Source organism: Thalassobacter sp. 16PALIMAR09, from assembly GCF_000765485.1.
GTDB lineage: Bacteria > Pseudomonadota > Alphaproteobacteria > Rhodobacterales > Rhodobacteraceae > Thalassobacter > Thalassobacter stenotrophicus.
Genome location: NZ_JHAK01000001.1, coordinates 604,084 through 617,551, shown reverse-complemented (window position 1 = coordinate 617,551; position 13,468 = coordinate 604,084). Strand labels below are relative to the sequence as shown.

Sequence of the window (13,468 nt, the reverse complement as noted above, 5' to 3'; positions counted from 1 at the left end):
GCGGTTTTAATTGGTAGCGGTATCGCACATGCGTGGTTACTTGCGAACCGCCAATTTGGTAACATTCTGAACTAACGCGGAAAACGTAACGGCAAGTAGAATTTTCTTGTAGGTCATAGATTATGACCTATATTTAAATCAAGGATCGCTTCGCATGGGAGGTATGTGATGAGCCTGTTGGATGTCCGTCTGAGTGACCGCTACGATCTGAAAAAGGACCAGGTGCTGCTAAATGGGACGCAGGCGCTGGTCCGATTGATGCTCATGCAAAAGGCGCGGGACCGTGCGGCAGGGCACAACACTGCAGGCTATGTCACTGGGTACCGCGGCTCGCCTTTGGGGGCGGTCGACATGCAAATGACCCGCGCGCGTGATGTCCTCACGGAGCAGGACATTCGTTTTGATCCCGGTTTGAACGAAGACCTAGCTGCAACCGCCATTTGGGGAACGCAACAGGCTGCCTTGCGGGGTGAGGGGCGGTTCGATGGTGTGTTTGGGTTGTGGTACGGTAAGGGGCCGGGCGTTGATCGGTCTGGCGATGCAATGCGGCACGCCAACATGGCAGGGACTGCGCCGCTCGGCGGTGTGCTGATGGCCTGCGGTGATGACCACACGGGCGAAAGCTCAACCACATGCCACCAATCTGACTGGGCGTTGGTTGATGCCCATATGCCGGTTCTAAATCCCGCCGGGGTGCAGGAGATTTTAGACTACGGGTTGTACGGGCTGGCGCTTAGCCGGTTTGCGGGGGTTTGGTCCGGCCTGAAACTGATGAAAGATACCGTTGAGGTCACGGCCGTCGTGAATGGTCGCGCTGATCGGATGCAGTTCGTGACCCCCGAAATCGATTTGCCCCCCGGTGGTTTGCACATCCGGCTTGGCGATCACTGGATCCCCCAAGAGGAGCGGCTGGTTTGTCACAAACGTCCGGCGGCCGAGGCATTTGCCCGAGCCAATAAGATTGACAGACGGATGCAGGGACGGGCCGGTGCGCGCATCGGGTTGGTGGCCGCGGGTAAAAACTGGCTCGAGTTGGTGCATGCCATGGGGGCCTTGGGGCTGGATGCAAAAGCTTGCGAGGCGCTTGGTATTACGACCTACAAAGTGGGCCAAACATGGCCGCTGGATATGGCGTCTTTGCGTGATTGGGCCGAGGGTCTTGATGTCATCGTTTGTATCGAAGAGAAACGTAAGCTTATCGAAGTGCAGGTCAAAGAGGCCATCTTTGATGACCGGCGCGGGCGGCAGGTTTATGGAGCGCTTGGCCCAAACGGTGCCGCGTTGTTCCCGTCCCACTTCGCGCTCGATCCCGCCGACGTTGCGGAAACGCTGGGCAAACTCTTGCAGGAGCTTGGCGTGGAATCGCCGCCTATCCAAGCGGGACTGAGCAAGCTGCAGGCGGCCCGTACCCAGGAAATCGCGCCAGATTTGGCAACACGCAGTCCGTACTTTTGTTCGGGCTGCCCGCACAATACCTCGACCAAGGTGCCAGACGGTGCGCGCGCAGGTGCGGGCATCGGGTGTCACGTCATGGCGTTGTGGATGGATCGCGGAACCGAAGGCTATACGCACATGGGGGCTGAGGGGGCCAACTGGATTGGTGAGGCGCCGTTTTCGACACGCAAACATGTGTTCCAAAACCTTGGGGAGGGGACGTACAACCACTCAGGGTTGATGGCCATTCGGGCCGCTCGCGCCGCGGGCACAAATATCACCTACAAAATTCTTTATAACGATGCTGTTGCGATGACCGGTGGGCAAAGCAACGATGGTGACCTGCCGCCAGAGCAAGTGGCCCGAGAGGTTCTCGCGGCCGGGGTTAAGACTGTCGTTGTTGTTTACGATCCTAAAGAAGAGGTGGACAAAACACGTTTTCCTGCCGATTTGGAATGGCACACCAGAGATCACTTGGGTGCAGTTCAGACCCGTTTACAAAGCGTTGAGGGCGTTTCGGTTTTGCTGTTCATCCAAACCTGTGCGGCGGAAAAACGGCGTCGTCGCAAACGCGGCAGCTTCCCTGATCCCGAAAAGCGTATGTTTATCAATACGGATGTGTGTGAAGGGTGCGGCGACTGCTCGGTTCAATCAAACTGTGTGTCTATCATCCCGGTTGAGACCCCGTTCGGGACAAAGCGGGCAATCGAGCAATCTTCTTGTAACAAAGATTACAGCTGCGCAGATGGGTTTTGCCCGTCGTTTGTCACCGTAGAGGGCGGCGTGCCGCGCAAGGCCGCGATCACGCATGTGGTGGTGCCTGACTTACCAGAGCCAGAATTGCCGACGATCGACGGCACGTTCAATGTGTTGGCAACGGGCGTCGGTGGGACAGGTGTTGTGACGCTGGGGGCCGTGCTGGCGATGGCTGCCCATCTTGATGGCAAAGGTGCCGCCATGATGGAGATGGCAGGATTGGCGCAAAAGGGCGGCGCGGTTACAGTCCATTGCCGCCTTGCGAACACACCCAGTGATATCAGCGCGATACGTGTCGCAATCGGTGAATGTGATACGTTGATCGGGGGGGACTTGGTTGTTTCCGCTGGGGCCAAAACGCAGACACTGCTTGACCCCGCTCGTACCCATGCAGTGGTTAATACGCATGAAACAACGACCAGCGCCTTCACCCTGAACCGAGACTATTCTCTGCCGGGCGATGGCCTCCGCGCCGCTTTGTCTGAGCGGCTGGGTTCAAGACTGATGTCAATCGACGCGTCCGAGCTGTCAAAGGTTCTGATGGGCGACTCGATCTATGCCAATATGATGTTGTTGGGTGCGGCTTGGCAGGCAGGACGTTTACCTGTTTCACTTGCGGCGTTAACCCAAGCGATTACGCTAAACGGTGCGGCAGTTGATCGGAACAGACAGGCGTTCACCTATGGTCGGTGGGCTGCTTTTGATCCGCAAAGTATAGCGGATCTGTTGGCGCCATCGGAGCCAGATTCACAGGACCCTGAGGCTGCGCGCATTGCGCATCTTAAGGCGTATCAAGGTCGACGTCTTGAGAAGCGATACCTGCGTTTGCTCGAATTGGCACCGGATGCACAGCTGCGCGATGCGATGGCCGCCAGCTTTCATAAATTGCTGACCTACAAGGACGAATACGAAGTTGCACGGCTGCTGCGCGGGACAAAGGCGCAGGCTGAGGCGGCATTTGATGGGCCTATGACTTTAACCTATCATCTCGCGCCGCCAATGCTGTCACGCGTTGGGCCTAATGGGCGTCCGCTCAAGCGGGCATTTGGATCTTGGTTGGAAAAAATGTTCCCGATATTGGCATACGGCAAGCACCTGCGCGGAACCCCTTTTGACGTTTTCGGCTATGCAGAAGAACGGCGCAAAGAGCGTGCTTTGATTAGTCAATATGAACAGGACATGAAGCGCCTTTTGCCGATGCTAACAGCAGAGAACCGCGATCTGATCCTATCAATAGCCAAGCTGCCGCTCGACATCAGGGGATTTGGTCCCGTAAAGGCCGCCGCTATGGAGGCCGCGGCACAGCGACGTGCAGAGCTGTTGAGCGCAATCGACCGTGGCCCCAGTGCAACCATGCCCGAAGCCGCTGAATAACTATCCGCGTCGCACGAAAAAGGCAGTGCCGTCTTTTTGGTCGTCGCTGCCTTCAAAGGTGTGGCCGGCCTCGGCACAAAAATGCGGCACATCAACATGAGCTGCTGGATCATCCGCAAGTAGGCAAGCGACTTGGCCTGGGGCCAAGTCAGCGATCCGTTTTCGCAACCGCAGAACGGGCAGGGGGCATAGCAGCCCGCGCGCATCTATCTCTAGGTCAAAATCTCGCATGCGCCTGTCCCTTTAACCACCTTGTGATACCTAATTGCGGATTAACCGTGCCCTTTTTGGGCTAGTCAGTTCCGCGATACGGCTCAACATATTGTAGAGCCATGTCCCACGGGAAAAAGATCCAAGTGTCTTGACTGACGCCCGTAATGAACGTGTCCACCATCGGCTCGCCCTTGGGCTTTGCATAGACTGTTGCAAAGTGTGCGTTCGGGTAAAGGCCACGCACAACTTCTAGGGTCTTGCCGCTGTCCACGAGATCATCGATTACCAACACACCGGTACCGTCGCCCATCAGCTCGTCCGAGGGTTTGTTCAAGACAACTGCCTCACCCTGCGTTTGATGATTATAGCTGCGGACTGAAATCGTATCGACCATGCGAATATCCAACTCACGCGCGACGATCATGGCAGGTGCCATACCCCCCCGGGTGATTGCGACAATCGCGCGCCAAGCACCATCATCGGGCCCGCGCCCGTCGAGGCGCCATGCAAGAGCCCGGCTGTCACGGTGGATTTGGTCCCAGCTGATGTGGAAACCCTTTTCATGGGGTAAACGCGTGCTCATGCGGATTAATCCTTTTTGTCGACGGTGATGTCAGGGGCGTCTACGGCTTTCATACCCACAACGTGATAGCCTGAATCCACATGGTGGACCGTGCCAGTCACGGCGGAGCTAAGATCGCTCAACAGATACATAGCCGATTTGCCGACTTCTGTCGTTGTCACCGTGCGGCGGAGGGGCGAATTATGCTCGGTCCATTTCATGATGTACCGGAAGTCGCCAATGCCGGAGGCTGCGAGCGTTTTGATCGTACCGGCCGAGATCGCGTTAACGCGGATATTTTGCTTGCCCAGATCCTCGGCCATGTACTGCACCGATGTTTCCAGCGCCGATTTCGCCAAGCCCATCACGTTATAATGCGGCATCACTTTTTCCGCGCCGTAATAGGTGAGCGTCAACATTGAGCCCCCGTTTGGCATCATCTTTTCGGCGCGCTGTGCGACGGCCGTGAACGAATAGACCGAGATGTTCATCGTCATCAGGAAGTTATCGAGCGATGTGTCGATATAACGTCCGCGCAGTTCAGATTTATCTGAAAATCCAATGGCATGAACGACAAAGTCGAAGTGGTCCCAGTGTTCCTTGAGGCCATCAAACATGGCGTCGATCGAGGCCATATCGCCGACGTCACAGGGCAGGACAATGGTGCTGCCCAGTTGTTCGGCCAGCGGTAGGACCCGCTTTTTTACCGCGTCGCCTTGATAGGAAAACGCCAACTCTGCGCCTTGCTCGGCGCAAGCTTGCGCGATGCCCCATGCGATCGATTTGTCGTTCGCAAGGCCCATAATTAGCCCGCGTTTGCCGTTCATAAGTCCTTGCATTTCCATCGCCTCAGATCATCTCTATGTGGGTTGATGTGCTTTAGGCGAAACCGTCGGGCGCATCAAGTTCCAAGCCGACAATGGGGAAAAGGTCACAATGGGCAGCAACGATACACAGAGCCAAGATATCTTTGCAGGGGACGATCCGTTTCAGATTGCGCGTCGTTGGATGGCAGAGGCTGAGGCGTCTGAGCTGAACGATCCCAACGCGATTGCCTTATCCACGGTGGATGCGGATGGCATGCCTAACGTGCGCATGGTTTTGCTAAAAGAGATCGAGGACAACGCGTTTGTCTTTTACACCAATTACACATCCGTAAAGGGCCAAGAGATCACGCAAGCTGGGAAGGCTGCGTTTGTGTGCCATTGGAAATCCTTGCATCGCCAGATCCGCGTGCGCGGCGTGGTTGAGCGGGAGGAGGGGCCTCAGGCGGATGCCTATTATGCAAGCCGTTCCTTGAAATCGCGACTTGGGGCGTGGGCATCGGCGCAGAGCCAGCCGCTCAAGTCGCGCGGAACGTTGATGGCGGAGGTGGCCAAGGTGACGACGCAGCATGGTACTGCCCCCACGAGGCCACCATTCTGGGGCGGGTTTCGGATTATGCCGGTTGAGATCGAACTGTGGGCGGATGGGGCCTACAGGTTGCATGATCGGTTTCGCTGGACCCGGTCAGAAGCTGCGGCGCGGACGCGTGAACACGATCCAGCGGCTTGGTCTACACAGCGTCTAAACCCTTAGGTCCGCGACGGCCGAATGCTTGCTGCATTGTATCGTTCTGCGTATCAATGCGACCCAGACTTGCGATTGATCACATAATCGCACAAAGTGAGGAAAAAATTGGGGACAGGGCATAAAGTGGACCGCGTTGCAGTAGAAAATATTTCCGACGAAGACCTTATTCGTTGTGAGGGTACAATTAAGTGGTTCGATGTGACGCGCGGTTTTGGCTTTGCCACCTGTGCGCAGGTCGACGGGGACGTGTTGCTGCACATGAATGTGTTGCGCAACTTTGGCCAAAGCTCTGTGCCTGATGGGGCGAGCGTTACCTTTGACGTGCAACGCACATCACGCGGGTTTCAAGCCGTTGAAGTGTTTGCCATCGTGCCACCCTTTCTTGATTTGGACACGCAGGAAGAAATGCCTGAGTTCATGCAGCCAGTACCAGATGGCACGCCGTTTCTACCGGCGCGGGTCAAGTGGTTCGACAAGGCCAAGGGCTTCGGCTTTGCGAACGCCTTTGGCTCTACTGACGATATTTTTGTCCACGCTGAGGTTTTACGCCGGTTCGGCCTAGCGGATCTCCAGCCCGGCGAGGCGATTTGCCTACGCACAATCATGGGCGAACGGGGGCTATTGGCGGCAGAGGTGCGGCGTTGGGAATATTACGAAACACCGTCCTAACGGCCGGGCTGCTCGCGACCTTTGGTGCGGCGAGCACTGCCATTGCCGACTGTTCTGCGGATCGTGTCGATCTGCGTGGATCGTTTGGACAAGTCTCATTTGCCGTCAACTTGGCGGACAGCCCCCAAGAACGTGCGCAGGGTCTAATGCATGTCGAGAGTATGCCTCGCTTTGAGGGGATGCTCTTCATTTACGAATCTCCTCAGCCGCTGGCGTTTTGGATGCGCAACACGCTCATCCCGCTGGATATGATCTTTCTTAATGCCGCCGGAGAGATTCGGCACATTCACGCAAACGCAATCCCCCACGATGAGACCCCCATTCGTGCGCCTGAGCCGGGCCTCGCGGTGCTGGAAATCAATGGCGGAATGGCGAAAGCGCTTAATTTGGCTGTTGGAGACGTGCTGCGACACCCTGGATTGCCCCAAGATATAGCGGTTTGGCCCTGCTCAGAAAATTAACCGCAAAAGAAGGTGAAGTTGGGTCTTTTCAAGCCCGACGAAACCCATTAGAGCGACGGTGTGTCGGGGCGTGGCGCAGTCTGGTAGCGCACCTGTTTTGGGTACAGGGGGTCGTGAGTTCGAATCTCGCCGCCCCGACCACCGCAACTTCGGTTGCACATTTTCTAAGCAAGACATCACATGGATATTAACCCCACTTAACACTGGGTTAATGACCGTTTTTTGTCGTTAACTTGTGTCTTCTTGAGACTTTACCTGAGGTAAAGGCGCTAAGCCCCCGGTGTTTAACGCTTTTGTTTTTTTTGGCAGTTGATGTGCTTAGAGGCTTGAATCGAAGGGGGCGAAAACATGGGCGCACCCCCTCATTCGTCAAGGATATTTTTGCTGTGGATTGTTTGATTTTTCAATTGACCCAATAGGTCCGACTACGGCAAGTTGTGTGGGCGGCGCAGGATTGCACTATATATGGTGCCGCAGCGGAACAATCATCTTCATCCCCATTATGGGCTCGGCGCGGCACCGCGCGCCATCGAAGACGTGCGTTTCAACGCGGCAGCACGCGCTGCCAATTATTTAATGCGCCGGAGGCAGATATGAAAATTGAGCGGAAACTCACGCAGGATGGTCAAGACGCGTATGCGAACTTGGCCTTCACAACGACGACATCCGAAATCCGTAACCCTGACGGGACAACAGTGTTCAAATTGGACGCAGTTGAAGTGCCGGAAAGCTGGAGCCAAGTCGCCAGCGATGTGATCGCTCAGAAATACTTCCGCAAGGCCGGTGTGGCTGCGTGCCTCAAGACGGTTAAAGAAAAGGGCGTGCCCGAATTCTTGTGGCGCTCGGTTCCTGATGAGGACGCGCTGGCCAAATTGCCCGAAGAGGATCGTTTCGGCGGCGAGACCTCTTCGAAGCAGGTGTTTAATCGTCTGGCTGGTGCATGGGCCTATTGGGGCTGGAAGGGCGGCTACTTTACGACCGAAGCTGACGCGCGTGCCTACTTCGACGAAATGCGCTTGATGCTGGCCAAGCAGATGGCCGCACCAAACTCACCACAGTGGTTCAACACTGGCCTTCACTGGGCCTATGGCATCGATGGACCGGCGCAAGGCCACCACTATGTGGATTACAAGACCGGCAAATTGACCAAGTCGACCTCGTCGTACGAACATCCGCAACCCCACGCATGCTTCATCCAATCTGTCTCAGATGACTTGGTGAACGAGGGCGGCATCATGGACCTGTGGGTCCGTGAAGCGCGTTTGTTCAAGTATGGCTCCGGCACGGGTACGAACTTTTCGTCACTTCGCGGTGCAGGCGAAGCGCTGTCGGGTGGTGGTAAATCCTCTGGCCTGATGGGCTTTTTGAAAATTGGTGACCGGGCGGCCGGTGCCATCAAATCCGGCGGCACCACACGTCGCGCGGCTAAGATGGTGATCGTTGATGCCGACCACCCTGATGTCGAAGAGTACATCAACTGGAAGGTGCTGGAGGAGCAAAAAGTTGCATCCATCGTCGCCGGGTCCAAGATGCATGAGCGCGAGCTGAACAAAATTTTCGCGGCGATTAAAGCATGGGACGGGGCACTTGAAGATGCCGTCGATCCAGCCAAAAACGCGGGCCTCAAATCTGCTATCCGTGATGCGAAAAAATGCGCAATTCCAGAAACATACGTCAAGCGCGTGCTGGATTACGCAAAGCAGGGCTACGACAGCATCGAATTCCCGACCTATGACACAGATTGGGACTCCGAAGCCTATAACTCGGTCTCTGGCCAGAACTCCAACAACTCGGTTCGTGTGACTGATGCGTTCCTCAAGGCTGTTGAGGCCGATGCGGATTGGGACCTGATCAACCGGACTAACGGCAAAGTCGCCAAGACAATCAAAGCGCGCGATCTGTGGGAAACCATCGGCCACGCCGCTTGGGCCTGTGCTGATCCCGGCATCCAATACCACGATACGGTCAACGCGTGGCACACATGCCCCGAAGACGGCCCAATCCGCGGCTCGAACCCCTGTTCTGAGTACATGTTCTTGGACGACACGGCCTGTAACCTTGCGTCGATGAACCTGCTGACGTTCTTCCACGACGGCAAGTTCGATGCGCAAACGTACATGCATGCCGCACGTCTTTGGACCGTAACGCTCGAAATTTCGGTCATGATGGCGCAGTTCCCATCCAAGGAAATCGCGCAGCGTTCGTATGATTTCCGCACGCTGGGTCTGGGCTATGCCAACATCGGCGGCCTGCTGATGAATATGGGGCACAGCTACGACAGTGATGAGGGTCGCGCGTTGTGTGGTGCGCTCAGCGCTGTGATGACCGGTGTGTCCTATGCGACGTCGGCCGAAATCGCCGGTGAGCTGGGTCCATTCCCCGGCTACGCAAAAAACGCCAAGCACATGGCCCGCGTCATGCGGAACCACCGCAACGCGGCCTACGGCAACGCCGATGGTTACGAAGAGCTCGACATCAAACCCGTTCCACTGGACCATGCCAATTGCCCCGACGCTGATCTGTCGGCCTTGGCGAAAACCACTTGGGATCAAGCCGTTGAACTGGGCGAGGCACATGGTTTCCGTAATGCGCAATCCACTGTGATCGCGCCCACCGGTACCATTGGTCTGGTCATGGACTGTGACACCACAGGGATTGAGCCCGACTTCGCATTGGTCAAGTTCAAGAAGCTCGCCGGTGGTGGTTACTTCAAGATCATCAACCAATCGGTGCCTGCAGCTCTCGAAAAACTGGGCTACGGTCAGGCGCAAATCGGTGAGATCATTTCCTACGCCGTGGGTCATGGGACACTCGGCAACGCACCCGGCATTAACCACTCTAGCCTCGTGGGGCATGGGTTTGGCCAAGCAGAGATCGACAAGATCGAAGCCGCTCTGCCATCCGCGTTTGATATCCGCTTTGTGTTCAACCAATGGACGCTTGGTGAGGATTTCTGCACCAAAACACTGGGCATCCCAGCTGCAAAACTGAACGATCCAACGTTCGACCTGCTGCGTCACCTCGGCTTTGCCAAGACTGACATTGATCTGGCAAATGACCACGTCTGCGGGACCATGACGCTGGAAGGCGCACCGGGCCTCAAGGATGAGCACCTGAGCGTGTTTGACTGTGCCAACCCATGCGGCAAGAAGGGCAAGCGTTACCTGTCCGTCGATAGCCACATCTACATGATGGCTGCGGCGCAATCGTTCATCTCGGGCGCGATCTCCAAGACGATCAACATGCCCAACGATGCCTCGATCACCGACTGCCAAAAAGCCTATGAGCTGTCATGGTCGCTCGGTATCAAGGCAAACGCGCTCTATCGCGATGGGTCCAAGCTGTCCCAGCCTTTGGCCGCTGCACTGGTCGAAGACGACGACGAAGCCGCCGAAACGCTCGAAAGCGGCACCACGATGCAAAAGGCGCAAGTCATCGCCGAGAAAATCGTGGAAAAGGTCATCGTCAAAGAGGTTGTCCGCAGCCATCGCGAAAAGATGCCTGAGCGTCGTAAGGGCTACACCCAAAAGGCCGTTGTTGGCGGACACAAAGTGTATCTGCGGACGGGCGAATACTCGGACGGCAACCTCGGTGAGATCTTCATCGATATGCACAAAGAGGGTGCAGGCTTCCGGGCGATGATGAACAACTTCGCCATCGCGGTGTCCGTGGGTCTGCAATACGGTGTGCCGCTGGAGGAGTTCGTCGACGCCTTCACATTCACTAAGTTTGAGCCCGCTGGCATGGTTCAAGGCAACGACAGCATCAAGAATGCCACGTCGATCCTTGACTATATCTTCCGCGAATTGGCAGTCAGCTATCTGGATCGGACCGATCTGGCGCACGTAAAGCCCGAGGGCCACGCGTTCGACGATCTGGGTCGTGGTGAGCAAGAAGGTGTGGCAAACGTTTCCACACCGTCCGAAACGGCTGCGAACAAATCGCTGGAAATGCTGAAGCAGGTATCTTCCACCGGTTATCTGCGTAAGCGTCTGCCCAACGATCTGGTCGTGTTGCAAGGCGGCGCAGAAGTGCTGTCGCGCAGTGCAGCTGATCCGGTTGGTACGCTCAGCACATTGGTGCCCGAAACGGTATCCGTGACGACGACAACGGCTGTGGCCTCTGGTTCGGTGTCAATGGATGCTCGCACCAAGGCCAAGATGCAGGGCTACGAAGGCGAGGCATGTGGTGAGTGTGGCAATTACACGCTGGTGCGCAACGGCACTTGCATGAAGTGCAACACCTGCGGCGGGACGTCGGGTTGTAGCTAAACAAGACTTGGGCCGGGGCAGATTGCTCCGGCCCTTTCAGTTATGCCTTCGCGCACAGGCGAGCCAGTGCGAGCGGTCAACGATTTGGTGCGAATGGCAAAACTGGGGGGCGAGAGCCCCCTTTTTCTTTGCCTAGGGACATCGTGAAAAGTCCGTTCACCCCGGAATCTGCAACAATCCTCCGCAAACGTGAGCATTAACCTTTAGGATTGACTTAATTTCCGACCCAGACAAACCTTACGTAAGGTAAAGCGAATTTTGCCCGCTGCCTTTTAAAATCAAAATTAATCAAAACGTTTTCTGGGAGGAAAAAATGATCAAACGCAGCTTTGCAGCTCTGCTCTGCACGTCCTTTTTATCTATGCCTCTGGCCGCACAAGATAACATGGACCGTTTGTCTAACATGCAAAAGACGGACGCCACCTTTACACACGTAGAACAAACGGGCGCCCGGGCTGATGCGCTTAGGGCGATTGTGGATCACATCAGCGTGCCCGACGGCTTCGAAGTCAGCCTCTATGCGGTTGTGCCGGATGCACGATCTATGGCGATGGCGCCCCAAGGCACCGTGTTGTTTGCAGGCACGCGCAAGGACAAGATGTGGTCGATCATCGACCGAGATCGTGATCGGGTCGCTGATGAGGTGAAAGATTTCGCACCCTCAGTCACCTTTGACATCCCCAATGGTCCCTGTTTCTCACCCGACGGTTTCCTTTATATCGCAGAGCGGAACCGGGTGTTGGTCTTCCCCGCCGCTGAGTTTTTCTTTGAAGGTCCAGATCCCGCCGTTGGTGTAGTGGTGCCCCAAGGCGGCCTAGTCCCTGCCGAAGAAGAAAGCTTCAACCACACTGCGCGCGTTTGTGACATCGGGCCTGACGGCAAACTTTATATCTCGCTCGGACAGCCGCACAATGTGCAACCCATTGATAAATTAGAGATGTATGATGAATGGGGGATCGGTGGAATTATCCGCATGAACACCGATGGTTCGGGCCGTGAGGTTTACACACGCGGGGTTCGGAACTCTGTGGGGCAGGATTTCAACCCCGCAACGGGTGAACTGTGGTGGACGGACAATCAAGTTGACGGGATGGGCGATGACATTCCACCCGGTGAGTTGAACCGTCAAACCGCCGCCGGTCAGCACTTTGGTTTTCCTTGGACCAACAGCCGCGTGGAAATTCCGCTCTATAAGGATGTGCCACGCCCCGAAGGCGTCAGCTTTGTGGAACCACAGCTTGAACTTACGGCCCATGCTGCCGACTTAGGGATGCGGTTTTACCATGATGACAGCTTCCCCCAAGCTTATCACGGTGGGATCTTTTGGGCACAGCACGGGTCATGGAACCGGACAGAGCCTGTGGGCGCGCGCGTGATGTTCACCGCGCTTGATGAGGACGGAAATGCCGCCGGTGCGCAGGTCTTTGCTGATGGTTGGCTGAATGAGGACACCGGCGAATACCGTGGGCGTCCGATGGACATTGAGTTCCTGCCAGACGGGTCAATGTTGGTGTCCGATGATTTCGCAGGCGCGATCTGGCGGATTGCCTACGTTGGAATGGCTCAATGAAGCAGGCGTTAATTTTGGGTCTCGGCGGGCTTATGCTCGCCGGGGGCCTCCCTCTTGTTGCCAATGCGGGTGATGCCGAAAACGGGCGTAAGGTCGCCAATATGTGCCGCACGTGTCATGGGCTGGATGGCTACGCGCAGATCCCGATTGCGCCCCATATCGGCGGCGAGCCGACAGCCTACCTAGAGGCGCAATTGATCGCGTTTAAAACCGGGCAGCGTGAGCATGAGATGATGAGCATCGTCACGGCAGGCCTGTCCGTGCAACAGATCGCGGATGTCTCGGCATGGTACGGCGCGCACCAAGCGCGCGCCACCTTGCCCGAGGGAGTGAACGCTGAGGATGCTCCGCAGAACTGTGTCTCGTGTCACGGGGCGGATGGGATTTCGGTGCTTTTGGACGCGCCGAACCTCACGGGTGAGACGAACATTTACATCGACACGCAGCTAAAAGCGTTCAAGCGCGGCAACCGCCAGCATGAGATCATGTCAGATGTTGCCGCAGCCCTTTCGGACACAGAAATCCGTGAAGTTGCGGATTGGTATGCGGCTGTAACGCTCGAAATCCTTCCGCCAGAGGAATAGGT

10 protein-coding genes and 1 tRNA gene are annotated in these 13,468 nt (G+C 56.3%); 8 read left to right on the top strand and 3 right to left on the bottom strand.

The features are described 5' to 3' along the window. Positions 1-168: 168 nt before the first annotated feature. Positions 169-3,564 carry an indolepyruvate ferredoxin oxidoreductase family protein gene (locus PM04_RS03000; RefSeq protein ID WP_038003497.1) on the top strand — a complete coding sequence of 1,132 codons (3,396 nt, stop codon included), beginning with the start codon at positions 169-171 and terminating at the stop codon, positions 3,562-3,564. Here PM04_RS03000 and PM04_RS02995 read toward each other — a convergent pair whose 3' ends face one another. The 3 genes from PM04_RS02995 to fabI form a co-directional block, all read right to left on the bottom strand. Further along, on the bottom strand, positions 3,565-3,795 hold the full coding sequence (locus PM04_RS02995; RefSeq protein WP_038003495.1) for a sulfurtransferase TusA family protein: 231 nt from the start codon (positions 3,793-3,795) through the stop codon (positions 3,565-3,567). It lies immediately after the preceding gene. A 61-nt stretch (positions 3,796-3,856) separates the two neighbouring features. After that, a complete protein-coding gene (gene gpt, locus PM04_RS02990) occupies positions 3,857-4,360 on the bottom strand; it encodes a xanthine phosphoribosyltransferase (RefSeq protein ID WP_038003493.1) in 504 nt (167 codons plus the stop codon). A 5-nt stretch (positions 4,361-4,365) separates the two neighbouring features. After that, positions 4,366-5,178, bottom strand: a complete 813-nt coding sequence (gene fabI / locus PM04_RS02985; RefSeq protein WP_152594026.1) for an enoyl-ACP reductase FabI — start codon at positions 5,176-5,178, stop codon at positions 4,366-4,368. Between the two features lie 97 nt (positions 5,179-5,275). Here fabI and pdxH point away from each other — a divergent pair, with 97 nt between their 5' ends. From pdxH to PM04_RS02950, 7 genes are all read left to right on the top strand, one after another. Beyond that, positions 5,276-5,917 carry a pyridoxamine 5'-phosphate oxidase gene (gene pdxH / locus PM04_RS02980; RefSeq protein ID WP_038003490.1) on the top strand — a complete coding sequence of 214 codons (642 nt, stop codon included), beginning with the start codon at positions 5,276-5,278 and terminating at the stop codon, positions 5,915-5,917. 117 nt (positions 5,918-6,034) lie between these two features. Then, entirely contained in the window at positions 6,035-6,580 is a 546-nt protein-coding gene (locus tag PM04_RS02975; RefSeq protein ID WP_233486472.1) for a cold-shock protein, read from the top strand. Then, positions 6,553-7,041, top strand: a complete 489-nt coding sequence (locus PM04_RS02970; protein ID WP_324618324.1) for a DUF192 domain-containing protein — start codon at positions 6,553-6,555, stop codon at positions 7,039-7,041. Before PM04_RS02975 ends, PM04_RS02970 begins: the two co-directional genes overlap by 28 nt. A 64-nt stretch (positions 7,042-7,105) precedes the next feature. Then, positions 7,106-7,182: transfer RNA gene (locus tag PM04_RS02965), tRNA-Pro, on the top strand. A 452-nt stretch (positions 7,183-7,634) separates the two neighbouring features. Beyond that, the gene (locus PM04_RS02960; protein WP_038003488.1) at positions 7,635-11,312 is read left to right on the top strand and encodes a vitamin B12-dependent ribonucleotide reductase; all 3,678 of its coding nucleotides are present in this window, start codon (positions 7,635-7,637) and stop codon (positions 11,310-11,312) included. Between the two features lie 313 nt (positions 11,313-11,625). Then, positions 11,626-12,882 carry a sorbosone dehydrogenase family protein gene (locus PM04_RS02955; RefSeq protein ID WP_038003486.1) on the top strand — a complete coding sequence of 419 codons (1,257 nt, stop codon included), beginning with the start codon at positions 11,626-11,628 and terminating at the stop codon, positions 12,880-12,882. After that, complete coding sequence (locus tag PM04_RS02950) at positions 12,879-13,466, top strand: c-type cytochrome (RefSeq protein ID WP_038003484.1); 588 nt, start codon at positions 12,879-12,881, stop codon at positions 13,464-13,466. Before PM04_RS02955 ends, PM04_RS02950 begins: the two co-directional genes overlap by 4 nt. Positions 13,467-13,468 lie beyond the last annotated feature (2 nt).